The sequence below is a fragment of the Mesorhizobium sp. HAY1-8B genome, from assembly GCF_056868045.1.
In genome coordinates, this window is sequence record NZ_CP200321.1 from 3,680,010 (window position 1) to 3,706,654 (window position 26,645).

Consider the following 26,645-nt stretch of genomic DNA (forward strand, 5'->3'; position numbering starts at 1 on the left):
GACCTGCGAGAGTCAAGGCGCACCGGAAGGGGCAGTCACGGGAAATTTTTCTCGCGCTGACCGGCGGTGCCGAAAAATCCCGGTTGATCTGGTCGTGGAGAAGTTCACCCCGGAAAGAGAACCCGACGGTTTTGCGGGGCGTTTCTGGTGTTTTGCGGAGAGCACGAGCGCTGTACCCGCTATGTCTCGCCAACAGCCTGGTCACGCATCGGAAACGATCCGGCGTAAGCCCGTCCCGGTTCCCGACGAAATGCGTGAGCGGCGGCGCGAACTCGGCTTCGACTACGGAAAGTTCGATTTCGTCCTGCATGAGGGCAGGGCCATTCTCCTCGATGTTAACAAGAACTCCCGGCCGTCCCCAGAATCTCGCGAAGATGTTCGCGGCCGGCGCCGCCGATCTGGCCGACGGCTTCGAAGGCCTCATCCGTCAGGCAATATAGGCCAACAGTGGCCAAGGTCGCCGCTCCCGCTAAAGAAACAGCCGCAACTGGGTGTGGATGATCGACCGGTAATCCTCGATGGTGCGGCGGCTTTCCGCTTCGCCTTCCGCGAGTGCCAGGCGCACCACGCCGCCGGCGAGCTGGAAGATCAGCAGAACGATGCGTTCGAACTGCTCGTGCTTCGGCGGCTCGATCAAGCCGATGACGCGGTCGCAGAACATCCTGGCCTGGTGCCGGGTTTCGGCGATGTCGAGATTCTTGAGCGCCTTGTCGGCCTGGATGGCGTTCTGCAGATCCTGGATGGCCGGATCGCCGGCGACGCGGCTGAGGTAATCGTCGAGCAGCCGGTCGGCCGCGACGATGACGTCCTCGGCTTCGCGGATATCGGCGATGATACCAGTCAGTCGCGCGCGGCTGACCTCCGAAAACCGTTCATATAGCATCGCCAGGATCGCCGACTTGTTGGGGAAGTAGTGATAGACGGTGGCGATTGGCCCGCCGGCTAGCATGCCGACCTCCTTCATGGTGACGGCGTCGATGCCCTTCTCGCCGATCAGCTTCATGGTTGTCGACAGGATGGCATCGATGCGCTCGCGGCTGCGCTCCTGCTTCGGCTTGCGCCTCGGTTCGGTCGCTGTTCGCCTCGCTTGTGTCATGCACCGGTCTTTCGCTCGAACTGCCAAATTCTGGTTGACAAGAAATATGATCAAGTATCAGGTCCTGAAAAGCTGACAGATTGTCAGCTTTTTTGCCGTGCGGCAAGGATGTTGGGAGGCGCCTTTGACATCTGGTGACTCGCATACCGGAAGCGGCGACTGGCTGGTCGGCAACCCGACCGGCGGCCAGCTTGCCTCCGCCCTGTGGATCGGATCGGTCGGTCTGCTCATTCTCGGTATGCAGCCGGTTTTGCTCGGCGCCCTTTACACAGAGGGCCATGTCAGCGGCGATGAACTGGCACTGGTCGCCACCGCCGAGCTGATCGCCATCGCGATCGGTTCGGCCATTGTTGCGACGCTGCTCTCGGCCCGCAACATGCGCCGGAAAAGTGCGGCCCTCCTGCTCCTGCTGGCGCTGGCGAATGTCGGGACCGCCTATGCCGCCGGCGCCAACATGTTGATGGCGGCCCGCGCCGTGGCCGGCCTTGCCGAAGGCGGCCTTGTCGCGGTCGCCACCGAACTGATCGCCCGCTCGCGCCGGGCCGAGCGCATCGGCGGCTATTTCGTCACCATGCAGACGCTGGCGCAATGCCCTCTTGCCCTGCTGCTGGCGCTCTATGTCATTCCAGCGGCCGGGTCGGCCGGCGGCTTCCTCGTTCTGGCGGTCGTCTGCATCCTGTCGCTGATGGTCGCCTTCACTGTCCCCGCCGATTACGCCGATCTGCCCAAGGACGAGAATCTGGCCAATGTGCTGACGGCTCCTTCGATCACGGCGCTGTTGTGCGTCTTCTGCTACTTCATGTTCTTTGGCTCGATCTGGGCCTTTCTGGAACCGATTGGCGCACAATTCGGCATCGACGGCCGCACCGTTGGCCTGATCGTGTCAGCCAGCCTCGCGATGCAGGTTCTGGGCGCGATGACGGCGACCGTGTTCGAGGCGCGCATCGACTATCGCGTCGCCATAGCGGCAATTGGCACCGTCGCACTTGTCGCCTCGCTCATCCTCGCCAGCGGGCCTGATCTCGCGATCTTCTGGGTCGCCGCCCTGGTCATGGGTTTTATTCTCCTGTTCATCGTGCCCTATCAAATCCGGCTGACGATCACAGCGGACGAGACACGCACGGCCGTGCTCTTGGTGCCGGCCGCGCAGCTCCTTGGCCTGGCGATCGGGCCGGTCGCGGCGTCGCTGCTCATTGACGGCAAGGATTTTCGCCCGGTTCCGGAATTCGCTGTCGGCAGTGCCTTGGCCAGCGTGCTGCTGCTCGGCCTGTTCGTCGTCGTCTCGCGGCACCGCGGCGCCGTTGCCTGATCGGGGGTAATATGTCCAACTGGAGCAACTGGTCGGGCTATGTCACCGCCGAGCCGCGGCTGATCGCCAGCCCCGCCGATGCCGGTGAAGTTGGTGATCTCATTCGCACCGCACCCGGCCCGATCCGCGTCGTCGGTGCCGGTCACTCCTTCACGCCGCTGGTGAAATCGCAAGGCACCATCCTGTCCCTGGAGAAACTGGAGGGGCTGGTCTCGCATGACCCTGAAAAGCAACAGGCGCGCGTGCGGGCGGGGACGCGGCTTGGTTCGCTCATGCACATCCTGCAGGGTATCGGCCAGGGCCTGCCCAATATGGGAGATATCGACCGCCAGGCGATAGGCGGCGCATTGGGCACCGCGACCCATGGCTCGGGACCGACGCTCGGCGCCTATCACACGCAATTGGAGACGGTGCAGATCGTCGACGGGCTTGGCAAGGTTCGCGACTTCAAGCGGGCAGGGGATCAGGACACGATCCACGCCATCGGCGTCGCGCTCGGTGCCTTCGGCGTCTTGAGCGAAGTGACGCTGAACAACATTGCGACCTACCGGCTGCGCCGCCGCAAATGGGTGCTGCCGGTCGCCGACATGCTGCGCGATTTCGAAACGATGATGACCGCGCACCGGTCGGCCGAATTCTACTACATCCCGTTCTCCGGCCATGCGCAGTTCATCGCCAGCGACTTGAGCGACGCGGCGACCACCGCGCGTCCTACCGAGAATGACGAGGCCGGACTGAGGACACTGCGCCGGCTGCGCACAGGGCTCGCCTGGCTGCCGTCACTGCGCCGCCGGCTGATCCAGGGCGCCGTCGCCAAGGTGCCGGCCGAGGACTATGTGCAGGACTGGCTCAATGTCTATGCCAGCGACAGGCAGACCAAATTCAATGAGATGGAATATCATCTTCCGTTCGAGGAAGGACCGAAGGCGCTGGCCGAAATCATCGAGCTGACCGAGAAGCGCTTTCCCGAAGTCTATTTTCCCATGGAGGTGCGCAGCGTCGCGGCCGATCAGTTCTGGCTCTCGCCCTTCTTCAACAGGCCGACCTGTTCGATCGCCATCCACCATGACGCGGCGAACGATCCGTTGCCATTCATGCAGGCGGCCGAGCCGATCTTTCGCAGATATGGCGGCAGGCCGCATTGGGGCAAGATGCACAGCCTGAAGGCGGCGGACTTCAAGAAGCTCTATCCACGCTGGGACGATGCCATGGCGGTGCGTCGCGACATCGATCCGCGAAACCGTTTCGTCTCACCCTACATGGCCGGCTTATTCGGCGTCGAATCATGAGTGCCTATTTTGCCACGCTTTCGCGGGCGCTGAAGCAGGCCGGTATCTTCCAGCCCTGTCTGGTGCTGGACCGCGACCGCCTGGACAGCAACATCGCCCTGGTGAAGGACAGGCTTGATCCCGGCCTTGCCGTGCGGCTGGTCGACAAGTCGCTCGCTTGCCTGCCGCTGCTTTCGCATATCGGCAAGACGCTCGGAACCGATCGCTTCATGACCTTCCATCCGCCGATCAGCGCGGCGGTGCTGAACGCGTTCCCGCATGCGGATCTGCTGTACGGCAAACCGATGCCGGTTAGCTCGGCAAGAGCGGCGCTGGTGAAGGGCGACGCCGACTGGTCGCGTGTCTGCTGGCTGGTCGACAGCGACGAAAGACTGGCGGAATATGGCGCTCTGGCCGCCGAGCTCGCTATCGAACTGCGTATCGCCTTCGAGATCGATGTCGGCCTGCATCGCGGCGGGTTTGCCAAACCGGAGGCCTTGTCGCGGGCGTTGAAGATGCTGCCGGCCCACAAAGCGCTGCGCTGCGAAGGCGTCATGGCCTATGAGGCGCACGCACCGCACATTCCCGGCCTGTTCGGCGGGCCGGCCAGGGCGTTGACGCGGGCCTCGGAACAGGCCGCCGATTTCGTGGCGCGCGTGGGTGTTGACCAGCGAAGCATCCTCAACATTGGCGGCAGCAAGACCGCGCTGCTTCATCACCGCGGCATTGCCAACGAAGTGTCGATGGGCTCGGCCTTCGTGCTGCCCGGCGATTTCGATACGCCCGGCCTCGAAAATTTCCAACCGGCGGCTTTCATCGCGACGCCGATCCTGAAAGTGGTCGAACCGATGCTGCCAGGCCCCCCCGCCGTCTCCCGCCTCTTGCGGGCGCTTGGCCGGTTCCCGCGCAAGGGCTGCTATCTCTATGGCGGTAAGTGGATGGCCGAGCCTGTATTTCCAGAAGGCATGAAGACGAACGGTTTGCTCGGCCTTTCCTCCAACCAGCAATTCATGGGCCTGCCGGCTGACGCAGCTGTGATGCCCGGCGATTATGCGTTCCTGCGGCCGACGCAAAGCGAGGCGGTGCTGCAGCAATTCGGGCCGATCGCGGTGCTTTCCAGCGGCAGGATCGTTGATCGCTGGCCGGTGTTGCCGATGATGTGATCGTATCGGATGATTGACTCCGTCAAGTAAATGATTGATCCTGTAAAAGACAGGAGATGTCGATGACGATTCACCATCAGCCCAGCAACGAAGCGCCCAACAAGGACCTGATCGATGCGGTGCGGGCTTTCAACCGCTTCTACACCCGCCAGATCGGGCTGCTCGACGAAGGGCTGCTGAAAAGCGCCTTCTCCCTGACCGAGGCGCGTGTGCTCTACGAACTGGCGCACCGCGACGGTCTGACCGCGACCGACCTCGGGCGCGACCTCGGTCTCGATGCCGGCTATGTCAGCCGTCTGCTGAAGAAGTTCGAGCGCCTTCACCTTATCTCCAGGTCAACGCTGGTTTCGGACGCCAGGCAATCGTCGATTGCGCTGACGACGGCGGGAAGGAATGCCTTCGCGCCGCTGAACAAGGATTCGCACGACCAGGTCGCGACCCTTCTCGATAGGCTACCTGCGTCGGAGCAGGACCGGCTGGTGAAATCCATGCGGACGGTCCAGGCTTTGCTGGGTGAAAGCGATGAGCCAAGGATCCCTTATCTGTTACGACCGCTGCAGGTCGGCGACATCGGCTGGATCACCCGCCGGCAAGGGATGCTCTACGCGCAGGACTATGGCTGGGACGAAACCTATGAGGCGCTGGTTGCCGAAATCCTCGCGGCATTCGTCAAATCCTTCGACCCGAAATGGGAACGAAGCTGGATCGCCGAGCGCGATGGCGAGGTCGTCGGCTCGGTCTTCGTCGTGCGCAAATCGGATCAGGTGGCGAAGCTGCGCCTGCTTTATGTCGAACCTTCGGCGCGTGGCCTCGGCATCGGTAGGCGGCTGGTCGAGGAATGCATCGGCTTTGCCCGTGCGAAGGGCTACAAGACGCTGACCTTGTGGACCAACGATATCCTGATCGCCGCCCGGCACATCTACCAGGCGGTCGGCTTCAAACTGACCGAGGAAGAACCGCACCACTCCTTCGGCAAGGATCTGGTTGGCCAGACCTGGGACTTGGAATTGTGATCTCCGCCAAGCCTTGACGGGTATCCAGATCTCCAGCCCGCCATTGCCGTTGTTCGGATCGAACTCCGGACCGTAGCGCTCGAATTCGGGCGCGTCCGCTATCTCGTGCCCGGAGGCCGGCAGCCATTTGTTCCAGATTGTATTGACGGTGCGGCGGATGGTCGAGATGTGCTCGCGATGCGCGAACACCGCATATTTCCGGGCTGGTATCCGCACCCGGCAGAGTTCCCTTGGAAGGTCGGAAAAATCGGTGATCTCGACACCGGCGACGTAGTCGAAATTGCCGGCGTCGTCGCCGTTGACGCAGACGCCGTAGGCGACGTCCAGGAGCGAGACTGGCTCGATGTCTTCTTTCGGCAGAAAGCCTCACTTGACTTCGCCGAGCGGCACGATTTAAATCGTAATGTAATTACATTACGTCCGCAATTTCAGCGCCGCCGCGGGATCGACAATGCATCGAGAAATCCGTTGCGAAGCAAATTGGGGAAAACTACGATCGAGTGGTGATGGTCCCCGAGTCGAAAGGCAAGGGGTGAAAAGGGAACACGGTGAGATCCTAAAAAGGTCGAAGCCGTGGCTGCCCCCGCAACTGTAAGCGGTGAGCAAGATCCGAAATGCCACTGGCCGGCAAGGCTGGGAAGGCAGGATTGAGCAAGGACCCGCGAGCCAGGAGACCTGCCATCACTGAGTTGACCGGACGGGGTGTGCCGGGAGGAAACGTGGACGTCGGTCTTGTCGGCCGGCTCGCCAACATCCTTCCGTCGCCAGTTTTGGAAAGTGACGGAAGTTGGACGGCGCTATCGATCACCACATCATCGTGTGCACGCTTTGCCGTGACGTTCCGACCGGCATCAGGTCGGGCGAAAGCCTGTGCGCCGATTTGCGCTCCCGGCTCTCGGCCCATGATGAACCCGCCGTGTCGCATGGCTTCACGGTCGAAGGCGTCGAATGCATGGCGGGCTGCGCACGGCCGCTGACGGTAGCCTTCCAGGCGCCGGGCAAGGCTACCTATCTCTTCGGCTCCGTCGATGCCGAGGCCGACGCCGGTGATCTCGTGCGATTTGCCAGGCTCTACGCCTCGCTCGCCGACGGCTGGTGCAATTCCGGAGAACGTCCGTCGCGACTGGCCGGCAAGACGCTGGCCCGCATCCCGGCGCGGGGCAAGCTGGCGGGTGATAGCCGATGACAATGCCACTCCTCGAGGCGCGCGACCTGGGTGCTGTGGCGAATGGCCGGAATCTGGTCCATGCGGTCAGCCTCTCTATCGCCACCGGCGATCGTCTCGCCATCATCGGCCCCAATGGTGCCGGCAAGACGACGCTGCTGCGCATGCTGTCGGGCATGCTCAGGCCAAGTTCGGGCGAGGTGAAGCTTGGCGGGCGACGGCTGGACAGGATCTCGACGGCCGAGCGGGCCCTGCACATGGCCGTCGTCGGCCAGACCGACCAGCCGGATCCGCGGCTGGCGGTGATCGACTATGTCGAACTTGGCCGCGTTCCGCATGCCGGCCTGAGGCGCAGGAGCGAGGAGCGCGACATTGTCGTCGACGCCCTGCGCCGGACCGGCCTTTTGCCGCTGCTCGGCCGCACCATTGGCTCGCTGTCTGGAGGGGAGCGCCAACGCGCCCAGCTGGCGCGCGCCATCGCACAGCAACCAAAGGTGTTGTTCCTCGACGAGCCGACCAACCATCTTGACCCGCGTGCTCGCGGCGAGCTTCTCGAACTCGTCGCCGGCTTCGGCATGACGGTGATCGCGGTGCTGCATGACCTGGCCCTGGTGGCGCCTTTCGCCACCAGGGTCGCGGTGATGAACGAAGCCCGGCTGCACGCGTTGGCCGCACCGCGCGAAGCGCTGACGCAACAGCTGATCCGCGAGATTTTCGGCGTCGACGTGTTTCGCCTGCGCCACCCTACCGAGGACCGTGAACTGACGGTGTTCGATGTTCCGAACCGCGCCGCGCCACCATCCTGATCGAACCATCCCTCATCAACGCTGTTCAACCAAGGAGCAAAATCCGTGAAACGTCTCGCCTTGTCGCTCGTCTTTTCCTTGCTGGCCTCTACCGCCTTCGCTTTCCCCGTCACCGTCGACAGTTGCGGCAAGCCGCTGACCTTCGACGCGCCGCCCAAGCGCGCCGTCATCCATGACCTCAACATGGCCGAGATGGCCTTCGCGCTGAAGCTGCAGCCGTCGATCGTCGGCCTGACCGGCATCACCGGATGGTACAAGGTCGGCCCCGAATTCAAGGCCGAGCAGGGCTCAATCCCGGAACTCGCGCCCAAATACCCGACGCTCGAGAACCTGGTCGCCGTCGAGCCCGATTTCTTCTTCGCCGGCTGGTACTATGGCATGAAGCCGGGCGGCGACGTGACGCCCGACACGCTCGCCCCGCATGGCATCAAGACACTGGTGCTGACCGAAAGCTGCGTCCATCTCGACAAGAACCGCCCGGCGGCTTCCATGGACCTGCTCTATGGCGATGTTGAAAAGCTGGGCAAGATCTTTGGCAAGGAGACCGAGGCGCAGAAGCTTGTCGCCGGCTGGAAGGCGCAACTCGCGGACATCACCGCGAAGGTCGGCGACGCCAAGGGAACTCGTGTGTTCCTCTATGATTCCGGCGAGGACAAGCCGTTCACCGCCGGAAAATTCGCCATCCCGAGCGCCATGATCACAGCGGCCGGCGGCGATAACATCATGGCCGACATGGACACCAGCTGGGGCAACACGGACTGGGAAACGGTGGCGTCGCGCAATCCGCAATTCCTCATCCTGCTCGATTACCAGGATGGCGGCGGCTACAGGAAGCTGCTCGATTTCTTGAAGGCGCATCCGGCGATGAAGGAGACGGACGCGGTCAAGAACGAGCGTTTCGTGGCCCTTCGCTATGCCGAACTGACGCCTGGACCGGCAAACATCGAGGCGATCGCCAAGATCGCCAAGGCGATGCATCCGGAAGCGTTCTGATGCTTCTTGCCCCCGGGCATAAATCCGGCGCGCTTTCCGGGCACAAGGCATTCGCGCTGGCCATGGTGGCGGGCACGGTGGCGGTCGTCGCCCTCGTGCTGCTGTCGATCGCCTATGGTTCGACGCTGATCCCGTTGAGCGACGTCATCGCCTCGCTTGGCCATGCCGTCGGGTTGAATGAGCACCAGGTGTCGGGCCCGGTCGGCAAGATCGTCATCGATCTCAGGCTGCCGCGCACGATCCTGGCGGTCTGTGTCGGTGCCGGCCTCGGCATCACAGGCGCGTTGCTGCAGACGGTGACCCGCAACGATCTCGCCGATCCTTTCCTGTTCGGCCTGTCGTCGGGAGCCGCCGCCGGCGCTGTTTCCGTCATCACCGTCTTCGGCGACAGTTTTGGCATCTGGACCTTGCCGGTCGCGGCCTTCACCGGCGGCATACTGGCCGCCTGCATCGTGCTGCTGCTGGTCGCCCGGGTAAGGGGGCAGGGGCCGGAGCGGCTGATCCTCGCCGGCCTTGCCGTCTCCTTCCTGTTTACGGCATTTACCAATTATCTGGTCTTTGCCGGAGACCAGCGCGCCGCCCATTCGGTGCTGTTCTGGACGATGGGCGGGCTCGGGCTGGCGCGCTGGGACAATGTCTGGCTGGGCGCGTTGGGAGCCGGCACGATCGCGGCCTACGGACTGTGGAACCACCGCAGGCTGGACGCCTTCCTGGCCGGTGAAAGTGCCGCCGAAAGCCTTGGCGTGCCGGTGGCGCGCATGCGCAGGGCGACGTTTCTCGTTGCAGCCTTCTCGACGGCAATTCTCGTCTCGGTCGCCGGCGTCATCGGCTTTGTCGGATTGATGATCCCGCATCTGTCGCGGCCGCTGGCAGGTCCCTTGCATCTGCGCCTGATCGCAAGCTGTGCATTGTTCGGGGCGGTGCTCCTGCTGGCAAGCGATCTTCTGGCCCGGACGCTTCTGCCGCCGCAGGAACTGCCGATCGGCATCATCACCAGTTCGCTTGGTGCCTTCTTCGTCGTTACGCTGGTCGTCCGAAACCGCCTGTGAAAAAGGCCGATTCCTGACGTCCGGCTGTCTCCAGCGGTTCACGGATTGCCAGCCACGATCGACCGCCACGCACATTTGCCGGCTTTCACCGTCACGTGACATCTTGAATAGTAAGCACGCTTATTATATGTATCGCTCATGGTTTCTGATGGCATAGACAGACTGGGCTTTTTGATCCACGACGTGCAACGTCTGCTGCGCAAGCGCTTCGAGACGCGCGCCAGCGGGCTTGGCCTTTCGTCGGCGCAATGGCGCCTCATGGTGCGTGTCGCCAAGGAGGCAGGCGTTACCCAGGCGCGGCTCGCGGAACTGCTCGAAATCGAGCCGATCAGCGTCTCGCGCCTCGTCGACCGGATGGAGGAGGGCGGCTGGATCGAACGCCGCGCCGACGCCGCCGACCGCCGCGTGCGCATGATCTTCCCGACAGCCAAGGCGAGCGCTGCCTATGCCGAGGTCAAGAGTCTCGCCGGCGAAGTCTATGAGGAATCGCTTGTCGGCGTTTCGCCCGAGGACCGCCGCGTCCTGATCAGGGCGCTCGATGCGATGGCGCAGAATCTCGCCGACGGCGATACCTCGTCCTCGGACAAAGTCGAGCCTACGAAAGGCGCAGCAGCATGAACGCGGCAGCCAAGGTTGACGAAAACGCCCCCAAGGTTGAGATGGAAGCGCCGGCCCAGCCGGTTGCCGCCCCTGTCGCGGTTGCCCCGCCAGTAGCGCCGGTCCCGGCGGCGCCGAGGAAGAAGCGCCGCATGGGCCGCTTCCTCTTGATGTTCGCCTTGCCGGCCGCGCTGATCATCGGTGGCGGCTATGTCTGGGTGACCGGCGGGCGCTATCAGGAGACGGAGAACGCCAATCTGCAGCAGGCCAAGGTGTCGATCGCCTCGGACACCGCCGGCCGCATCGTCCAGGTCGCCATATCGGACCATCAGATGGTCAAGCAGGGGGATCTCCTGTTCGCCATCGACCCCGAGCCTTACCGGATCGCGCTCGCCCAGGCCGACGCCGCGGTTGCCGCGGCACGCCTCAATGTCGAGCAACTGCGTGCCGCCTACAGCCAGTCTATGGCGCAGGAGAAGTCCGCCAGCAGCGAGGTCGACTACGCCCAGTCGCAATATGACCGCGCCGCCGATCTCGCGCAGAAGGGCATCAACGCCAAGTCGTCGCTGGACCAGGCCCGCAACGACCTCGACAAGGCAAAGCAGCAGGTCGCCGTTGCCCAGCAAGGCATCATCAGCGCCAAGGCCGCACTTGGCGGCAATCCCGACATCGAAACCGACAAGCATCCAACCGTGATGTCGGCGCTCGCCGCGCGCGACAAGGCCGCCTACGACCTGGCGCAGACCACGGTCAAGGCGCCCGCCGATGGCGTCATATCGCAGGCCTCGTCCTTCAAGGTCGGCCAGTTCGTCGGCTCCGGCACGCCGCTGTTTTCGCTGGTCGAGACCAACGACACCTGGATCGATGCCAATTTCAAGGAAACCCAGCTCACCAACATGAAGCCGGGCCAGAAGGCCGAGATCGTCGTCGATACCTATCCGGGCAAGACTTTCGAGGCGACGGTCAAGGCGATCGGTGCGGGAACGGGCGCGGAATTTTCGCTGCTGCCCGCCCAGAACGCCACCGGCAATTGGGTCAAGGTCACGCAGCGCATCCCGGTGCGCCTGGAACTGACCGACGCCGACGCCAAGATGGCGTTGCGGACCGGCATGAGCGCCAGCGTTACCGTCGATACCGGCGTTGCGCGTGGTTTTCCCGCAATATTCGGTCACGCCACGGCTGGCGAGCCCGCGCAGTAACGTCGGCGGAGGCCCGCAGACCAGCGGGTGGAAGCGGATAGCAGGATTGGTCTGATGGGAGGAGTGGGAAGGATCAGCGCTTGGTTCGAGCCGCGCCGCGGGCTGGCCGAAATCTGAAATCTTCGACACGGACCCCTCGGTCCTCATGTTTCCGGGCGGCAGGCATCCGCTCATCAGAGACTTTCAGTCGATGTAACCCCCACATCGATACTCGCGTCCCACCGCGATGAAGGTCTCTCAACGGAAGGCTTTGCCGCCCGGAAACCCTGTGTACACGTTTTTGTTACCTGCTGGAAGTTCCGCATCATGAGCACGCCCGAACCTTTCAAGGAAGTGCCGCATCGTGGCCTGATCACCGTTGCGCTGATGCTGGCGACCGTCATGCAGGCGCTCGACACCACCATCGCCAACGTCGCGCTGCCGACCATGACAGGTGATCTCGGGGCATCTCCCGACAACATCAACTGGGTGCTGACCTCCTACATCGTCGCCGCCGCCATCATGACGCCGGTCACCGGCTGGCTCGCCGACCGCTTTGGCCGCAAGGAGTTGTTCCTGACGACCGTGGTCGGCTTCACCGTCTTCTCCATGCTGTGCGGCCTGGCATGGAGCCTTGAAACCATCGTGCTGTTCCGGCTGATGCAAGGCGTGTTCGGCGCCGCCATCGTGCCGCTGTCGCAGACCTTCCTGCTCGACATCAACCCCAAGGAGCGTCACGGTCAGGCCATGGCCATCTGGGGCGCCGGCATCATGCTGGGACCGATCCTGGGCCCGACGCTGGGCGGCTGGCTGACCGACAATTTCAACTGGCGCTGGGTGTTTTTCATCAACCTGCCGGTTGGCATCGTCGCCTTCCTTGGCATGGCCGCCTATTTGCCGGCCGTTGCCCGGCGGGTGCGCAGCTTCGATTTCTTCGGCTTTGCCATGATATCGCTCGGCGTCGGCGCACTGCAGCTGATGCTGGATCGGGGTGGCGAGGTCGACTGGTTTTCCTCGGTCGAAATATGGATCGAACTTGGCCTGGCCATCACGGGCTTCTGGGTGTTCATCATTCACACAGTGACGGCGGAACATCCCTTTATCGACCCCAAGATATTTCTCGACCGGAACTTCGTGACCGGCCTGGCGTTCATCTTCGTCATGGGTGTGCTCATCCTGGCTTCGATGTCGCTGCTGCCACCAATGCTGTCGACCATTTTCGGCTATCCGACTGTCACCATCGGTGTCGTCATAGGTCCACGCGGTATCGGCACCATGATTTCGATGCTCGTCGTCGGGCGGCTCATGAACAAGATCGACGCCAGAATTCTCGTCGTCATCGGCTTTCTGCTGACCGCGCAGTCGCTCTACACCATGGCCAGCTTCACGCCGCAGATGGACAACTGGCTGATCCTCAGCTCCGGCGTGATCCAGGGCCTGGGCATGGGAATGGTGTTCGTGCCGCTGTCGACAGTTGCCTTCGCCACGCTCGACGCGCGCTACCGCACCGACGCAACCTCGTTGTTCAGTTTGGTGCGCAATCTTGGCTCGTCGATCGGTGTCTCGGTCGTGACGGTGCTGCTGGTGCGCAACACGCAGATCAACCACGCCGAGCTTTCTGCCTTCATCAACCCGTTCAATCCCAACCTCTGGGCAGTCTCGCCCGCGGCCGCCGGCGGCGATCCGACAGCGCTGTCGGAGGTCGATCGCATGGTCAATATCCAGGCGATGATGATCTCCTACGTCAACGATTTCAAAATACTGATGATGATGACGCTGCTCGCCATCCCGTTCGTCTTCCTGCTGCGCAAGCCGAAAGCCGGTCCGGCGGGCGGCGGCGCACCCGCCGCGCATATGGACTAGGCCCGCGGCAGGCATGTGCCTGCCGCCAATATAGACTAGGATAGCCGCGTCGGTTGGTGCTAGCTCATTGCGGAAGCGGCCTGCATCGTTTGGCCGTTGACCCAGCGGGACGGAAAATTCAAGACGACCACCAAATAGGTCGGGCAGGGACTTTCTATTTCCCGAGCACGAGAGCCCAGTACCGCAGGCTGGAGTCGCGGCCGTCGCGCACATAGGCGAGGCCGAAGCGGGTGAAGCGCGGGTCGAGCATGTTACGGCGATGGCCGGGCGAGTGCGCCCAGATGTCGAACAGCTTCTGCTGGTCGAAGCGGCCTTCGGCGATGTTTTCGGCGGCGGCACCGGCAATGCCATTGTCCTTGACGCGCGAGGCGAAATCCTTGCCCCAGCCCGTGGTGTGGCTCATGCGTTCCCGCGATGCCATGTAGCCGGCCTGCTGAAGCGCCGCCTGTTCAAGCTGGGTGTCGGGAACGAGCGGCCCCAGCCCCGCCGTGGCGCGCAGGCTCGCCAGCGTGCCGGTCGCGGAAGAGGAAACCCCGGCGCCTTGTCCGGTCGGCAGCGAGACCGTGCTGCAGGCGGCGAGCCCGACCAAGGCCGCGAGGCCGGCTGCCTTGAGCCATGTGCGCCTGTTCAGGCCTTTTTGACGGATTTCGACTTTTTCAGCTTTCATGCCCGTCTGACATAGTCGCGATCATGGCTTTTGCCGGGCAGGGCGGTGAAAATCGCGACCCAAGGCCACAAGCCGATTCGAAAAGGAGATCCAAGACATGCTGCATCACATCTCCTTTGGCGTTTCCGACATCGAGCGCTCGGCTGCCTTCTATGATGCCGTGCTGGCGCCGCTCGGCTATGTCAGGGTCTGGGATGATCTCAGACCCGGCGAGCCCGATCAGGCCGTAGGCTACGGGATTGCCGGTGGCGGCGACAAGCTGGCGCTGAAACTTCGCCCGAAAGGACAACGCCCGCCCGGTCCGGGTTTCCATCTGGCCTTCGCCGCGCCGGATCGTCAGAGCATCGCGCGGTTCCACGCGGCCGCGCTTGCTCACGGCGGGCGCGACAACGGCGCGCCAGGCCCGCGGCCTGACTATGGCCCACACTACCACGCTGCGTTTGTCATCGATCCGGATGGCCATCACATAGAGGCGGTTTTCAATTCGCCCCGATAGCGGCGGGATTGGGTTCTGCCGGGCCGGGAGATGAAAATCCCGTGAGGAGAGCCGAAACGCGGTCCGCGCGGCGACAATCCCGGGAAGATCGGCTATGATACCTTCGTTCATGAAGTGGCAGCTACGGGCGGCCATCCCAGGCGGTGACCGCCCCCCGAAGAAAAACGGAGGATGGTTATGGCCGGCTTTCATGTCATGGCGGACGCCTACGGGATGCATGTGCAGCCCGCGGTGCGCCGCATCACCACGGCCGATCTCTGGGACGCGCTCAAGCTCGGCGCCGAGGATTTCTGGGCCAAGCCCTCGCACTACGTGTTCCTGTGCCTGATCTACCCGGTCGTCGGCCTGATCCTGACGCAATGGACGTCGGGCTCCAACGCCATCCAGCTTGTCTATCCCTTGATGTCGGGCTTTGCCTTGGTCGGCCCTTTCGCCGCGATCGGGCTCTACGAGATCAGCCGCCGGCGCGAACTCGGCATGAACACGGATTGGCGCCACGCGCTCGATGTGCGCCGCTCCCCGGCGCTGCCGTCGATCGCGGTCATCGGCATCATGTTGTTTGCGCTGTTCCTGTTTTGGCTGTTCACCGCCCAATCGATCTACACCAGCCTGTTCGGCGACCAGCCACCGGCTTCGATCGGCGCCTTTGTCCGCGATGTGCTGACGACCAGCAAGGGCTGGACGTTGATTCTGCTCGGCAACGCGGCCGGTTTTGTCTTTGCGGTGGTGGTGCTGGCCACGACGGTGATCGCCTTTCCGCTGCTGCTCGACCGTGATGTCGGTGCCGTCTCGGCAATCGAGACCTCGGCCCGGGCGGTGATGGCCAACCCGCTTCAGGTGGCACTGTGGGGGCTGCTGGTCGCCGTGCTTCTGGTGATCGGCTCGATCCCGCTGTTTGCCGGGCTGGCCGTGGTCATGCCGATCCTGGGTCACGCCACCTGGCATCTCTACCGCAAGGTGATCGAGCCGGCGCAGATCCGGCCGATCCGCCGGCCAATGTAGGGAAGCGTCCGGTCGACACAGCCCGTGAGCAAGCCTTGAGCTGCTTGACAAGCCGATGTGTTCGGCTCGTCAGGCGTTTGTAAGTGACCGAGATTGACCGATGGCGTGCACCCTGAAGGGATTGCCCAGAGCGATTGTCTGGCTCGTCTGCGTTGGCGTTGCTGGCTATCTCAACGCGGCGTACGCAAGCGCCGATCAACTGGTACGCTTTGCAAGTGCCGCAATAACGCCAACTCCATTTCAGCTTCGCAATGCTCAAGCAAGCGGCAAAGTCCTGGAAGCTGTTCCCGGCACGCCGCTGCAGGGATATCTGACGCGACCTCAGGGCAATGGGCCGTTTTCCGCGATAGTACTTCTCCACGGGTGTGCGGGTGTGCTCTCGAATGACAGGCAAACCTGGCCCGACCGGCTGATCTCTTGGGGCTACGTCGTGCTCGTTGTCGATAGTTTCAGCACACGCGGTATTCACGAGACGTGTGATCGCGGCGTGCTTGCTGATCGTGTCTATGATGCCTATGGGGCCGAGGAGTTTCTGTCGAAAGATAGGTTTGTCGACCCACGGCGTATAGCCTTGCTGGGATTCTCTGCTGGCGGGATCACAACGCTGGAGGCCGTGCAATTTGGTGGCGCCGAACGGCTGACGGACCGTAAATTCAAGGCAGCGATTGCCTACTATCCAAATTGTTCCGTAGCGAATGGCGACATGGCGGTTCCGACCTTGATTCTGGTCGGCGAGCTTGACGATTTCAGTCCAGCCAAGAAGTGCCGGGAGATGATGGCTCAGCGCAGCGGCAGGGGGAGCTCGGTGCAGCTTAACGTCTACGAGGGGGCTCGTCATGCATTTGACGCCCCGGAATTCAAGGTCGGCAACGAGGCCTACGGCCATCGGGTCGAGTACAACGCGGCTGCGGCCGATCGATCGATAAACGACGTTCGTGCTTTTTTGGAAAAAGCCTTCAGCGGCTAGAGAAATCAGCGCTGCGCGTCGGTCGCCATCTTCAGCGCCAGTGCCGTCAGCACGGTTCCCATCATCCAGCGTTGGATGACCAGCCACAATGGCCGTCCGGCAAGGAATGTGGCGATCGAACCGGCCGTCACCGCGATGATGGCATTGACGGTCAAGCTGATCGTGATCTGCGTCGCGCCCAGAACCAGCAGCTGCGACAGGACATGGCCTTTGCCAATGCTTATGAATTGCGGCAGCAGCGACAGATAGAGAACGGCCACTTTCGGATTGAGCAGATTGGTCATAAGCCCCATGGCGAACAGCTTGCGCGGCCCGTCTTTCGGCAGGTCGCGCACCTGAAAGGGCGAACGTCCGCCAGGCTTCACCGCTTGCCAGGCCAACCACAAGAGGTAGAGCACGCCGGCAAAGCGCAGCGCATCGTAGGCATAGGGCACGGCGAGCAGCAGTGCGGTGATCCCGAACGCCGCCGAAAGCACATAGAACAGGAAGCCGACCGCAACCCCGCCAAGCGAGATCAGCCCGGCCTTCGGCCCTTGTGACAGCGAGCGTGAGATCAGGTAGATCATGTTCGGGCCTGGCGTCAGCACCATGCCGAGGCAGACCAGCGCGAAGGCGAGATGGTTGGCGGTATCGGGCATTGTTTGTCCCCAAGCGTGCCGCGATGGATGCGCGATCCCGCGAGCGGCCAATATCTGCCTGTCGCCGCGGGCGTCCGCAAGGGCTTGGGCGGTGCAGGCATTGCGCCAGCGCGTGCATGATTCCGTTCGACGCGACGCGCTCTAGCCGACCACCCGCAGGTTCGACAGTTCGTTGCCGATTTCCTTGAAATCGTTCGACAGGCTGGCGCCGGTCGCATTCCAGAACAGCTTCGCCGGCTTGCTCGGGTTCGTCGGGTCCTTGCGGAAGCGCGAGTCCGAGGAGCAGGATTTCAGCGCATCGATCGCCAGCTTGTCGCTGGCCTTGGTCGTCGACAGGTCGAGCGCCACCGTCATCACCATGATGTTGGCCGCCTTGGCGTTGTTGCAAAGCGCTGCCATCTGCTCGTTGAGCGCGTTGGTGTAGTTGCCGTTCGAATAGTCGAACTGGCCGATGGCGCTCGACGTGCCCATGAACAGGCGACCGACCGAGGTGCCGTTGTAGCCGGGGTTGAGATAGCCATAGGACGCGTAGGTTGATTTCGAGTTGGCGGGATCGGAATAGCCCAGCGAGGACGGCGTATAATAGGTGTTGGCGCCGTCGGTCAGCACGATCACCACCTTGTCGTTGCCTTTCTCGGTTTCCGCCCGCCCTTGCGTGAACGGCTCGCCACTCGAAACCACGCGCCAGCCCCAAGCCATGCCCTCGGGAACATTGGTGCCGCCATTCGGCTGCATCAGGTCGATGGCGGCCTTGATCGAGGTGAGCCCATCGGTGACGCTGACATCGGTCAGTGGCGTGATTGGATTGGTGGTGCAGCTGTAGTTCGGGCCGTTGCCGGCAGGCAGCGCCGGCGCATTGATCGGCCGCGGCTGGAAATATTTGGCCATGTTGCGCAGTCGCGACTGGCCGGTGCTGCTCGAAGGATCGTCATTCCACCAACTGTTCACCGCGCCGTATGTCACCGGTGCCGCCTCGTCGGGATCCTGGGTGAGCTTCCAGTGATTACCGGGCTCGTCCGGGGCGAACATGGGCACGAACATCGTTGCCGGATCGCCGACGCCTATGCCGGTGTTGGCGGTGCCGCCGGATGGCGGCGTGTCGTTGACATTGTAGGGGTAGGGCCGGGCCTCCACGCAGCCTTGCCAACTGGCGAACGGACCGTAGGAGTTGATATAGTCATATTCGTCGTGGCTGCGCTTGCAGGTGTTGTTCGAATTGTATTCGTCGCAAACCACCCGCTTGCTGTTGACGACGCGCTCGTGGTTGGTGACGACCTTCATGTCCCGGTAGAGCGAAAACCGGGTCAGCATCTGGCCTTCCTCGCTGCCCCAGCCTGTGCCGCGCTTGTACCAGATGCCGTTGGTCTGCTGGGCGTATTTGTTGGCGGCATTCAGCGTCGACCAGTCGAAATTCTCGTTCGACACCGGCGACAGGCCCTCTGTGTCCATCCACGACGCGTTGCCATTGCCGGGGCCGACATTGACCGAAGCGGCAAAGGGCACGAGGCCGAACTGCACCGGCTTGTCGACCTGCTTGATCATGGCCGCCTGCTGGGCCAGCGTGTCGACCAGTTGCTTGGACGCGGTCTTGAGAAGATCGATGCGCTTCTGTCCGGAGCCGGTGCCGAGTGTGGTCATCGATCCGGAATTGTCCAGCACCAGGGCAACTTCCAGCGTGTTCTTCAGCCGCACCTGGGAGGTGACGTTGAAGCTGATCCTTTGGTTCGCATCGATTGCGGATTTACCGACAAGCTGCGCGAAGGCCGGGTAGAAATAGGGCTTGTAGGCAAGCTGCGCCGTCATGGTGAGCAGGCCACCGCCGCTGGTGTTGCTCGGCAATATGACGTTCAGCGTCGTGCTGGCGGGATCGACATCATTCAGGTTGGCGTTGAAAAAGTCGAGCGCGTAGGCCTTCAGCTGGTCGTCGGTCGCGCCTTCCGTCAGCCGGCGCGCCGTGGCGAAGTTGGCGGCATCCAGCGCGTTCGTCACCATCTGCTTTTCGCGGTTCATTTCCGTGAAGTCGACCGCGATCGCCAGGCCGCCCATCAGCGGTACCATCGCCACGACTGTCATAAGAGCATAGTTGCCGCGCCGGTCGCGGCGGAACTGACGCCAGATTTCATGCATGTCTTGCAGCGGCCCCCGCCGGCGGATTCTCGGTCTGCGCCAGCTTCTCACAAAACGCTGAAAGACGGGTTTGGGAAACCTTTCTATTGCTTGGTTGGCGCTTCACCAACCGCTAACCAATCAAAGGCCACAGCCCTGATGCCGTCCAGAAAAACGCCTGCCGACGCAGGATCTGGGCATACTGGGTTGACAAGTAACAGGGATAAGACGGCGCTCATGGTCGTTCAGTCCAACTCTCATTGATCAATTGACGAGGCTGCCAGGCGAAAGCTGGTGACAGCATGAAGCGGTTCGGATAATTCGAACCCGCTGCGGCGACCCGTCGGCCGTGGCACTCGCAACGCTCATATTGAAGGAAACGGCATGGCGAATTCGCCTGAAATCGTCGGCTCGCTCGAAGACGTCTCGAAAGCCTATTCGGCAATCCTTTGCGATGTCTGGGGCGTGGTGCACAATGGCGAATGGCATTTTCCGGCGGCCGCGGCGGCGCTTGCCGAGGCGAGGACAGCCGGTATCCCGGTTGTCCTTATCACCAATTCGCCTCGCCGCAGCGCCGACGTCGTGGCTCAGATGAGCGTGATCGGCGTTCCGCCATCGGCATACGACCGTGTGGTGACTTCGGGTGATGTGACCCGCGACCTGATCGCGGAGGGCCCGCGCAAGATCTTCCACATCGGCGCCGAACGCGATCTGACCCTTTATGACGGCCTCGATGTCGATCTCGTCGAGGAATTCGAGGCCGCCGGTGTTGTTTGCACCGGGCTGTTCAACGACGAGGTCGAGAAGCCTGAGGATTATACGGATCTTTTGCGCCGATTGCGTGCCAGGAACCTGCCATTCATCTGCGCCAATCCCGATATCATGGTGGAGCGCGGCGAACGGATCATCTGGTGTGCGGGCGCCCTGGCGCGCGACTATGCCCAGCTCGGCGGCCGCACGCTGATCGCGGGAAAGCCCTACACGCCGATCTACGACCTCGCGATGAAAGAAGTGGCGGAGGTGCTTGGGCGACCGGTTGAGCGTTCGCAGGTACTGGCCATCGGCGACGGGATGATGACCGATGTGAAAGGCGCGGCCGACAATGGTTTCGACGTTCTCTATGTCTCCGGCGGCATCCATGCCCGCGACTACGGCGATGCATCCCGGCCGGATCCGGCAAAGCTCGGTCTCTTCCTGGAACGGCACGGCTATCGTCCGGTGGCCGTCATAGCCAGACTGCAGTAGGTGACAATGGTGGCCTTCCAGCATCTCTCGACAACCGCGCCGCTGCCCGCCGATCTGCGGGGCGGCGTTGTCGCGATCGGCAATTTCGATGGTGTCCATCGTGGCCATCAGGCGGTGCTTGAGCGGGCGTTGGCCGAGGCCGCGCGGCGTGACGTGCCGGCCCTGGTGCTGACCTTCGAGCCGCACCCGCGGAAGGTCTTCAGGCCCGACATGCCGTTGTTCGTGCTGACGCCGCCGCCGATGAAGGCGCGCATTCTGTCGTTGCTCAGCTTTGCCGCGCTCGTCGAGCAGCCGTTCACGCGCGACTTCGCCTCGCTGTCGGCGGAAGCCTTCGTCACCGACGTGCTGGAGAAGACGCTCGGCATCACCCACGCCGTGACCGGTTTCGATTTCCATTTCGGCAAGGACCGCCAGGGCGGACCAGCCTATCTGATGGCGGCCGGCGAACGCCATGGCTTTGGCGTCACGCTCGTCGACGCTTTTCGCGACGAGGGCGCCGAGGTGGTCTCGTCAAGCCGGATCCGGGGCTTGCTCTGCGATGGCGAGGTGGCCGAGGCCGCCGGTCTGCTCGGCTATCGCTTCACTGTCGAAAGCGAGGTCGTCGGTGGCCAGCAGCTCGGCCGAACGCTCGGCTTTCCGACCGCGAATATGCGGCTTCCCGCGGAAGCCACCCTCAAGGAAGGAATTTATGCCGTCCGCTTTCGGCGCGTCGACGGCGCGTTGCACGATGGCGTCGCTAGCTTCGGCCGCCGCCCGACCGTCGACGACAATGGCGCGCCGCTTCTGGAGACCTTCGTCTTCGATTTTTCAGGCGACCTCTATGGCGAGACCTGCCAGGTCTCGTTCTTCGGTTTCCTGCGCAGCGAGATCAAATTCGACGGGCTCGACGCTCTGGTCATGCAGATGAAGAGGGACGAAGCCGAGGCGAGGGCGCTGCTTGACGGCGTCAAGCCGCTTTCACAGCTCGACGCGGCCATCGCTTTTTAAAAGCGGTATCCCGGACCGGATGTCCGTGCCGGTGGACCGGTTTTCGCACAAGACCGTGCCCGGGTAAGGCCCCAGGTTTACTTTTTCAGAGCCAGGCCGACGGCGATGAAGGTCCAGCCCTGGAAGATCAGGTCGATTGCCAGGAACAGTCCGAGCACCCACACGCTGTTGACCGGCCAACCCATGGCGATGATCAGGCCCGCAAGCACGCTGATGGCGCCTGCAGCGACGACCCAGCCCCAGCCTTGTTCCGGACGGTGACTGTAGCCGACCCAGGCCCGCAGCGCGCCGGAAGCGATGAGCGCGACGGCCAGCAGGAAGGTCAGCACCGCCGAGGCCAGCAGCGGATTGTCGAAAGCGAAAAACCCGGCGACCGCGTAAAGCAGGCCGCTGAGCAGCCAGTAGAAGAAGCGCCCCCAGGTCTTGACCCCGAAAGCATGCATGATCTCGATGATGCCGGCCACCAGCATCAGCCAGCCGACGACGTAGACGGAAGCCACCGTGGCGATGAACAAATTGCCGAAGGCAATGCCGCCGAGGATCAGCAGCAATACCCCCAGACCGACAAACCATCCCCACTTTTCTCGCGTCTGGCCGATCGCGTTCTTCAGTGTATCGCCGTGCAGTGTCATGTCGCCACCTCCCTTGAGGACTGCCAGAATAAAACCAAGTTACCCTTGGGGCCGACCCGCGTCCAGCCGAAGGGCGGATCGGATGATGCAAGCAATGCGAGGCTTATGTCTCTGCTTTAAATCAAATTTTACCAAAGCCTCGTCAAAGCTGTCGCTGAGGGACAGTTGTATCGTGTTAGTGGAGTAGCCATGAGTCCGTTCGGAAAGATTTCTGCAGCCTTGGCTACCGTCATGCTGGCCACGTCAGGCGCGGCCGAGGCCGGCGACGGCGCTTTCGGCTGGCTGTCCGGAGACTGGTATCTGACGGTTGGCGCCACTGGCCTGGTTACGCCGAATTTCGAGGGCGGCAAGAAATACATGCTTAGCGCCCAGCCCATCATTTCTTTGGGCAAGGCCGGTCCCCAGGCACGCTTCACCTCGCGAAACGACAACATTTCGCTGGCGCTCGTCGATGATGGAGGCGTTCGCGCCGGTTTGACCGGCAAGTTCCTGTTTTCGCGTGATGACGGCGATGCCGACGAACTCAAGGGCCTCGATCCGGTCCGTTGGGGTGGTGAAGTCGGCGGCTTTTTCGAATTCTACCCGACGGACTGGATGCGCGCGCGCGCCGAATTGCGGCACGGCATCCGTGCCCATAATGGCTTTGTCGCCGATATCGCCGCCGACGCCTTCTACGATGTGACGCCAACCGTCAGGATTTCGGGCGGCCCGCGCGTGTCCTTTGCCTCGGCCAACTATTTCGACGCCTATTATGGCGTCAACGCGCAGGAAGCCGTGGCCTCGGGCCTGAGCCAGTATAATCCTGGTGGCGGCCTGAAATCCGTCGGCCTCGGCGGCGCGGTGACCTGGAAAGTGACCGATCCGATGACCGCCAGCCTGTTCGGCGAATATTCGCGCCTGGAGGGTCCGGCGGCCGATTCCAGCCTGGTCAGGGAGCGCGGCGATCGCAACCAGTTCATGGTCGGTGTGTCGACCACCTATCGCTTCGACTTCAAGATGTAGGCGAATCGAACGAGACGCTTTATTCCTGCGCCTATCTCCGCTAAAAGCCCACCAATGACGAGCTTTTCGCGCCTTCGTGTGCTGACGATACGAATTACCGGCCCGGTGTTCCGGGCGGCCTGAGCGCCGCCGGAGCCGCCGGGACTTTTGCGCGCACCCTCGCGCTTTTTCCAGAACATCGACGCATATCGCCCAAAAGTGGGTCCGGTTTTGGGAAAACGATATGCATCAACCAAAGACTTCAAGCCCCGGGGCTTTCCCGCCGCCGGGCAATTGAGATGGCAGATCAATGACCGATACCCCTACCGCCGACAAGGCCGAGACGATCGACTATTCCAAGACGCTTTATTTGCCGCAGACGGATTTCCCGATGCGCGCCGGCTTGCCCGAGAAGGAGCCGGTGCTGGTCAAGCGCTGGCAGGACATGGACCTCTACGCCAAGCTGCGTGAGAGTGCCGCCGGCCGCACGAAATATGTACTGCATGACGGCCCGCCCTACGCCAACGGCAACATCCATATCGGCCATGCGCTGAACAAGATCCTCAAGGACGTCATCACCCGCTCGTTCCAGATGCGCGGTTATGACTCGAACTACGTGCCTGGCTGGGACTGCCACGGCCTTCCCATCGAATGGAAGATCGAGGAGCAGTACCGCGCCAAGGGCAAGAACAAGGACGAGGTGCCGGTTAACGAATTCCGCCAGGAATGCCGCGAATTCGCCGCGCACTGGATCTCTGTGCAGGGTGGCGAGTTCCAGCGGCTCGGCGTCGTCGGCGATTTCAAGAATCCCTATACGACGATGGCCTTCCATGCCGAGTCGCGCATCGCCGGCGAGCTGTTGAAATTCGCCATGTCGGGCCAGCTCTATCGTGGCTCGAAGCCGGTGATGTGGAGCGTCGTCGAGCGCACCGCATTGGCCGAGGCCGAGATCGAATACCAGGACTACGAGTCCGATACGATCTGGGTGAAGTTTCCTGTCGCCAATCTTGTCGTTGCCAGTGTCGTGGACGGGCAGCCGGCGGAACTCGATCCGGATCTGAGCGGGCGGTCGCTGGATTTGCTGGATGCCCATGTTGTCATCTGGACGACGACTCCTTGGACCATCCCGGGCAATCGTGCCGTCAACTATTCGCCGCGCGTCGCCTACGGGCTCTACGAGGTGACAGCGGCCGAGAATGCGTTTGGTCCGCAACCGGGCGAGAAGCTGATCTTTGCCGACGCCCTGGCCGAGGAAAGCCAGGCCAAGGCCAAGGTAACCTTGAAGCGCCTTCACGGCATCAGCACCGAACAGCTTGGAAATCTTGTGCTTTCGCACCCTCTCAAGGGCCTCGGCGGCGGCTACGAATTCCCCGTGCCGATGCTTGCCGGCGACCACGTCACCGATGATGCCGGCACCGGTTTCGTCCATACTGCACCCGGCCATGGTCGCGAGGATTTCGACGCCTGGATGGATGCGGCGCCCGAACTGCGCGCGCGCGGCGTCGATACCGCGATCCCGTTTACCGTCGACGACGCCGGCTTCCTGACCAAGGACGCGCCGGGCTTCGGCCCGGATCGCGAAGGCGGACCGGCACGCGTCATCGACGACAATGGCAAGAAGGGCAACGCCAACCAGGCGGTCATCGATGAACTGATCAAGCGCAACGCTTTGTTCGCGCGCGGCCGGCTGAAGCACTCCTATCCGCATTCCTGGCGGTCGAAGAAGCCGGTCATCTTCCGCAACACACCGCAATGGTTCGTCTACATGGACAAGAACCTCGGCGACGGTACCACGCTGCGCAGCCGCGCGTTGAAGGCCATCGACGACACGCGCTTCGTGCCGGCTGCCGGCCAGAACCGCATCCGTGCCATGATCGAGGAGCGTCCCGACTGGGTGCTGTCGCGCCAGCGCGCCTGGGGTGTGCCGATCGCCGTATTCGCCGATGAGGACGGCAATGTGCTGAAGGACGAGGCGGTCAACCAGCGCATCATGGATGCCTTCGAGAAGGAAGGCGCCGACGCCTGGTTTGCCGCCGGCGCCAAGGAGCGTTTCCTTGGCAATCACGACGCTTCCCGTTGGAAGCAGGTGACGGACATCCTCGATGTCTGGTTCGATTCGGGCTCGACGCACGTCTTCACGCTGGAGGACCGTCCCGATCTGAAGTGGCCGGCCGACGTCTATCTCGAAGGTTCCGACCAACATCGCGGCTGGTTCCACTCCTCGCTGCTCGAAAGCTGTGGCACCAGGGGCAGGGCGCCTTACGACACCGTCGTCACCCATGGCTTCACCATGGACGAGGACGGACGCAAGATGTCGAAATCGCTCGGCAACACCGTGGTGCCGCAGGACGTGATCAAGCAATCCGGCGCCGACATTCTGCGCCTGTGGGTGGTGACGACGGATTATTGGGAAGACCAGCGGCTCGGCAAGAACGTGCTGCAGACCAACATCGACGCCTACCGCAAACTGCGCAACACCATTCGCTGGATGCTGGGCACGCTCGCCCATGACGATGGCGAGACGGTGCCGCTGGAAGAAATGCCGGAACTCGAACGGCTGATGCTGCATAGGCTGGCCGAACTGGACGAGGTGGTGCGCCAGGGCTACGACGCCTTCGAATTCAAGCGCATCACCCGCGCATTGCTCGATTTCATGGTGGTCGAATTGTCGGCCTTCTATTTCGACATCCGCAAGGACGCGCTCTACTGCGACGCGCCGTCGAGCGTGAAGCGCAAGGCCTCGGTGCAGGTGGTGCGCCATCTCTTCGACTGCCTGGTGAAATGGCTGGCGCCGATGCTGCCCTTCACCATGGAAGAGGCCTGGCTCGACCGGCATCCTGATGCCGTTTCGTTGCATCTCGACCAATTCCCGGAAATCCCGGCGGATTGGAAGAATGACGCGCTAGCGGAAAAATGGCGCAAGGTGCGGCAGGTCCGCCGTGTCGTCACCGGCGCGCTGGAGATTGCGCGGGCGCAGAAGGTGATCGGCTCCTCGCTTGAGGCGGTGCCAGTGGTCACGATCAACGACGCGGCGCTTGAGGCGGCCATATCGGACGTCGACATGGCAGAGATGGCGATCACCAGCGATCTCGTCATCGCCCATGGCCGGGCGCCGGAAGGTGCCTTCACGCTCGACGACGTCAAGGGCGTCGCCGTGGTGGTCGAGAAGGCCGAGGATCGCGGTCTGGTCAAATGCGCGCGTTCCTGGCGCTACACGGCGGATGTCGGCCAGGATGCTGCATTTCCCGATGTCTCGGCGCGCGACGCTGCCGTGCTGCATGAGCTGCAGGCGCTCGGCCGGCTTTGATGCATGTCGCCCAAACCACTCTCGGGCCTGGCCCGAGGGTGTGCCGCGGTTTTGGGATCACGGCGCGCGTGGCCGGATGCGCGGCATATCGGTGCACAAATGCCACGCAGGGCGGCG

General features: G+C 62.8%; 23 protein-coding genes, 1 pseudogene and 1 riboswitch. Of the genes and pseudogenes, 18 read left to right on the plus strand and 6 right to left on the minus strand.

Features of this window, described 5'->3' with window-relative positions; genetic code table 11:
• Nucleotides 1-469: 469 nt before the first annotated feature.
• On the minus strand, nt 470-1,096 hold the full coding sequence (locus tag AC1VON_RS17320; protein WP_483124307.1) for a TetR/AcrR family transcriptional regulator: 627 nt from the start codon (nt 1,094-1,096) through the stop codon (nt 470-472).
• Between the two features lie 124 nt (nt 1,097-1,220).
• On the opposite strand from AC1VON_RS17320, the gene AC1VON_RS17325 reads away from it, so the two are divergent.
• The 4 genes from AC1VON_RS17325 (at nt 1,221) to AC1VON_RS17340 (ending at nt 5,849) form a co-directional block, all read left to right on the plus strand.
• Complete coding sequence (locus AC1VON_RS17325) at nt 1,221-2,405, plus strand: MFS transporter (protein ID WP_483124308.1); 1,185 nt, start codon at nt 1,221-1,223, stop codon at nt 2,403-2,405.
• Nucleotides 2,406-2,416: 11 nt separating this feature from the next.
• On the plus strand, nt 2,417-3,694 hold the full coding sequence (locus AC1VON_RS17330; RefSeq protein ID WP_483124309.1) for a D-arabinono-1,4-lactone oxidase: 1,278 nt from the start codon (nt 2,417-2,419) through the stop codon (nt 3,692-3,694).
• Nucleotides 3,691-4,836 (plus strand): DSD1 family PLP-dependent enzyme, encoded by a 1,146-nt coding sequence (locus AC1VON_RS17335; protein ID WP_483124310.1) that lies wholly within the window; start codon nt 3,691-3,693, stop codon nt 4,834-4,836. Before AC1VON_RS17330 ends, AC1VON_RS17335 begins: the two co-directional genes overlap by 4 nt.
• A gap of 62 nt (nt 4,837-4,898) precedes the next feature.
• Nucleotides 4,899-5,849 carry a bifunctional helix-turn-helix transcriptional regulator/GNAT family N-acetyltransferase gene (locus tag AC1VON_RS17340; protein WP_172351055.1) on the plus strand — a complete coding sequence of 317 codons (951 nt, stop codon included), beginning with the start codon at nt 4,899-4,901 and terminating at the stop codon, nt 5,847-5,849.
• Nucleotides 5,850-5,861: 12 nt separating this feature from the next.
• On the opposite strand, the pseudogene AC1VON_RS17345 reads toward AC1VON_RS17340, so the two are convergent.
• Nucleotides 5,862-6,173: pseudogene (locus AC1VON_RS17345) on the minus strand (GyrI-like domain-containing protein); the annotation flags it as partial.
• Nucleotides 6,174-6,339: 166 nt separating this feature from the next.
• Nucleotides 6,340-6,546, plus strand: a riboswitch (cobalamin riboswitch).
• A 90-nt stretch (nt 6,547-6,636) separates the two neighbouring features.
• Between AC1VON_RS17345 and AC1VON_RS17350 the strand changes: the two are divergent.
• The 7 genes from AC1VON_RS17350 to AC1VON_RS17380 all read left to right on the plus strand — a co-directional run bounded on the left by AC1VON_RS17350 (nt 6,637) and on the right by AC1VON_RS17380 (nt 13,500).
• Nucleotides 6,637-7,035, plus strand: a complete 399-nt coding sequence (locus tag AC1VON_RS17350) for a DUF1636 family protein (protein ID WP_483124311.1) — start codon at nt 6,637-6,639, stop codon at nt 7,033-7,035.
• A complete protein-coding gene (locus tag AC1VON_RS17355; protein ID WP_140768174.1) occupies nt 7,032-7,820 on the plus strand; it encodes an ABC transporter ATP-binding protein in 789 nt (262 codons plus the stop codon). The genes AC1VON_RS17350 and AC1VON_RS17355 overlap by 4 nt, the downstream gene beginning before the upstream one ends.
• Nucleotides 7,821-7,865: 45 nt before the next feature.
• Entirely contained in the window at nt 7,866-8,813 is a 948-nt protein-coding gene (locus AC1VON_RS17360) for an ABC transporter substrate-binding protein (RefSeq protein ID WP_483124312.1), read from the plus strand.
• Nucleotides 8,813-9,862 carry a FecCD family ABC transporter permease gene (locus AC1VON_RS17365; protein WP_483124313.1) on the plus strand — a complete coding sequence of 350 codons (1,050 nt, stop codon included), beginning with the start codon at nt 8,813-8,815 and terminating at the stop codon, nt 9,860-9,862. Before AC1VON_RS17360 ends, AC1VON_RS17365 begins: the two co-directional genes overlap by 1 nt.
• Before the next feature lie 138 nt (nt 9,863-10,000).
• A complete protein-coding gene (locus AC1VON_RS17370) occupies nt 10,001-10,480 on the plus strand; it encodes a MarR family winged helix-turn-helix transcriptional regulator (RefSeq protein WP_172351050.1) in 480 nt (159 codons plus the stop codon).
• Nucleotides 10,477-11,658, plus strand: coding sequence for an HlyD family secretion protein (locus AC1VON_RS17375; RefSeq protein WP_172351049.1), 1,182 nt, complete (start codon nt 10,477-10,479; stop codon nt 11,656-11,658). Before AC1VON_RS17370 ends, AC1VON_RS17375 begins: the two co-directional genes overlap by 4 nt.
• Nucleotides 11,659-11,964: 306 nt before the next feature.
• A complete protein-coding gene (locus AC1VON_RS17380; RefSeq protein WP_172351048.1) occupies nt 11,965-13,500 on the plus strand; it encodes a DHA2 family efflux MFS transporter permease subunit in 1,536 nt (511 codons plus the stop codon).
• Nucleotides 13,501-13,654: 154 nt separating this feature from the next.
• Here AC1VON_RS17380 and AC1VON_RS17385 read toward each other — a convergent pair whose 3' ends face one another.
• Nucleotides 13,655-14,167 (minus strand): CAP domain-containing protein, encoded by a 513-nt coding sequence (locus AC1VON_RS17385; protein ID WP_172351047.1) that lies wholly within the window; start codon nt 14,165-14,167, stop codon nt 13,655-13,657.
• Between the two features lie 97 nt (nt 14,168-14,264).
• Here AC1VON_RS17385 and AC1VON_RS17390 point away from each other — a divergent pair, with 97 nt between their 5' ends.
• The 3 genes from AC1VON_RS17390 (at nt 14,265) to AC1VON_RS17400 (ending at nt 16,632) form a co-directional block, all read left to right on the plus strand.
• A complete protein-coding gene (locus AC1VON_RS17390; protein WP_483124314.1) occupies nt 14,265-14,663 on the plus strand; it encodes a VOC family protein in 399 nt (132 codons plus the stop codon).
• Nucleotides 14,664-14,840: 177 nt separating this feature from the next.
• The gene (locus AC1VON_RS17395; RefSeq protein WP_483124315.1) at nt 14,841-15,665 is read left to right on the plus strand and encodes a DUF2189 domain-containing protein; all 825 of its coding nucleotides are present in this window, start codon (nt 14,841-14,843) and stop codon (nt 15,663-15,665) included.
• 100 nt (nt 15,666-15,765) lie between these two features.
• The gene (locus AC1VON_RS17400) at nt 15,766-16,632 is read left to right on the plus strand and encodes a dienelactone hydrolase family protein (protein ID WP_483124316.1); all 867 of its coding nucleotides are present in this window, start codon (nt 15,766-15,768) and stop codon (nt 16,630-16,632) included.
• 5 nt (nt 16,633-16,637) lie between these two features.
• Here the strand turns inward: AC1VON_RS17400 and AC1VON_RS17405 are convergent, their stop codons facing one another.
• Both AC1VON_RS17405 and AC1VON_RS17410 read right to left on the minus strand, forming a co-directional pair.
• Nucleotides 16,638-17,270, minus strand: coding sequence for a LysE family translocator (locus AC1VON_RS17405; protein ID WP_140768156.1), 633 nt, complete (start codon nt 17,268-17,270; stop codon nt 16,638-16,640).
• Between the two features lie 141 nt (nt 17,271-17,411).
• Nucleotides 17,412-19,397 (minus strand): TadE/TadG family type IV pilus assembly protein, encoded by a 1,986-nt coding sequence (locus AC1VON_RS17410; RefSeq protein ID WP_483124317.1) that lies wholly within the window; start codon nt 19,395-19,397, stop codon nt 17,412-17,414.
• 363 nt (nt 19,398-19,760) lie between these two features.
• Between AC1VON_RS17410 and AC1VON_RS17415 the strand changes: the two genes are divergently transcribed.
• Complete coding sequence (locus AC1VON_RS17415) at nt 19,761-20,621, plus strand: TIGR01459 family HAD-type hydrolase (protein ID WP_172351043.1); 861 nt, start codon at nt 19,761-19,763, stop codon at nt 20,619-20,621.
• Between the two features lie 6 nt (nt 20,622-20,627).
• Nucleotides 20,628-21,608, plus strand: a complete 981-nt coding sequence (locus AC1VON_RS17420; RefSeq protein WP_483124318.1) for a bifunctional riboflavin kinase/FAD synthetase — start codon at nt 20,628-20,630, stop codon at nt 21,606-21,608.
• 77 nt (nt 21,609-21,685) lie between these two features.
• Here AC1VON_RS17420 and AC1VON_RS17425 read toward each other — a convergent pair whose 3' ends face one another.
• On the minus strand, nt 21,686-22,240 hold the full coding sequence (locus tag AC1VON_RS17425) for an HdeD family acid-resistance protein (protein WP_483124319.1): 555 nt from the start codon (nt 22,238-22,240) through the stop codon (nt 21,686-21,688).
• 189 nt (nt 22,241-22,429) lie between these two features.
• On the opposite strand from AC1VON_RS17425, the gene AC1VON_RS17430 reads away from it, so the two are divergent.
• Nucleotides 22,430-23,242, plus strand: a complete 813-nt coding sequence (locus AC1VON_RS17430; RefSeq protein ID WP_483124320.1) for a MipA/OmpV family protein — start codon at nt 22,430-22,432, stop codon at nt 23,240-23,242.
• A 289-nt stretch (nt 23,243-23,531) separates the two neighbouring features.
• A complete protein-coding gene (gene ileS, locus AC1VON_RS17435) occupies nt 23,532-26,528 on the plus strand; it encodes an isoleucine--tRNA ligase (RefSeq protein ID WP_483124321.1) in 2,997 nt (998 codons plus the stop codon).
• The last annotated feature ends 117 nt before the right edge of the window (nt 26,529-26,645 follow it).

What these genes read in the sequence shown, in the direction of transcription:
- AC1VON_RS17395 (WP_483124315.1), top strand. Translation starts at nt 14,841, where the DNA reads ATGGCCGGCTTTCATGTCATGGCGGACGCCTACGGGATGCATGTGCAG.
- ileS (WP_483124321.1), top strand. Translation starts at nt 23,532, where the DNA reads ATGACCGATACCCCTACCGCCGACAAGGCCGAGACGATCGACTATTCC.
- AC1VON_RS17320 (WP_483124307.1), bottom strand. Translation starts at nt 1,096, where the DNA reads ATGACACAAGCGAGGCGAACAGCGACCGAACCGAGGCGCAAGCCGAAG.
- AC1VON_RS17355 (WP_140768174.1), top strand. Translation starts at nt 7,032, where the DNA reads ATGACAATGCCACTCCTCGAGGCGCGCGACCTGGGTGCTGTGGCGAAT.
- AC1VON_RS17340 (WP_172351055.1), top strand. Translation starts at nt 4,899, where the DNA reads ATGACGATTCACCATCAGCCCAGCAACGAAGCGCCCAACAAGGACCTG.
- AC1VON_RS17405 (WP_140768156.1), bottom strand. Translation starts at nt 17,270, where the DNA reads ATGCCCGATACCGCCAACCATCTCGCCTTCGCGCTGGTCTGCCTCGGC.
- AC1VON_RS17425 (WP_483124319.1), bottom strand. Translation starts at nt 22,240, where the DNA reads ATGACACTGCACGGCGATACACTGAAGAACGCGATCGGCCAGACGCGA.
- AC1VON_RS17380 (WP_172351048.1), top strand. Translation starts at nt 11,965, where the DNA reads ATGAGCACGCCCGAACCTTTCAAGGAAGTGCCGCATCGTGGCCTGATC.
- AC1VON_RS17430 (WP_483124320.1), top strand. Translation starts at nt 22,430, where the DNA reads ATGAGTCCGTTCGGAAAGATTTCTGCAGCCTTGGCTACCGTCATGCTG.
- AC1VON_RS17420 (WP_483124318.1), top strand. Translation starts at nt 20,628, where the DNA reads ATGGTGGCCTTCCAGCATCTCTCGACAACCGCGCCGCTGCCCGCCGAT.
- AC1VON_RS17410 (WP_483124317.1), bottom strand. Translation starts at nt 19,397, where the DNA reads ATGCATGAAATCTGGCGTCAGTTCCGCCGCGACCGGCGCGGCAACTAT.
- AC1VON_RS17375 (WP_172351049.1), top strand. Translation starts at nt 10,477, where the DNA reads ATGAACGCGGCAGCCAAGGTTGACGAAAACGCCCCCAAGGTTGAGATG.
- AC1VON_RS17400 (WP_483124316.1), top strand. Translation starts at nt 15,766, where the DNA reads ATGGCGTGCACCCTGAAGGGATTGCCCAGAGCGATTGTCTGGCTCGTC.
- AC1VON_RS17335 (WP_483124310.1), top strand. Translation starts at nt 3,691, where the DNA reads ATGAGTGCCTATTTTGCCACGCTTTCGCGGGCGCTGAAGCAGGCCGGT.
- AC1VON_RS17370 (WP_172351050.1), top strand. Translation starts at nt 10,001, where the DNA reads ATGGTTTCTGATGGCATAGACAGACTGGGCTTTTTGATCCACGACGTG.
- AC1VON_RS17415 (WP_172351043.1), top strand. Translation starts at nt 19,761, where the DNA reads ATGGCGAATTCGCCTGAAATCGTCGGCTCGCTCGAAGACGTCTCGAAA.
- AC1VON_RS17365 (WP_483124313.1), top strand. Translation starts at nt 8,813, where the DNA reads ATGCTTCTTGCCCCCGGGCATAAATCCGGCGCGCTTTCCGGGCACAAG.
- AC1VON_RS17330 (WP_483124309.1), top strand. Translation starts at nt 2,417, where the DNA reads ATGTCCAACTGGAGCAACTGGTCGGGCTATGTCACCGCCGAGCCGCGG.
- AC1VON_RS17390 (WP_483124314.1), top strand. Translation starts at nt 14,265, where the DNA reads ATGCTGCATCACATCTCCTTTGGCGTTTCCGACATCGAGCGCTCGGCT.
- AC1VON_RS17385 (WP_172351047.1), bottom strand. Translation starts at nt 14,167, where the DNA reads ATGAAAGCTGAAAAAGTCGAAATCCGTCAAAAAGGCCTGAACAGGCGC.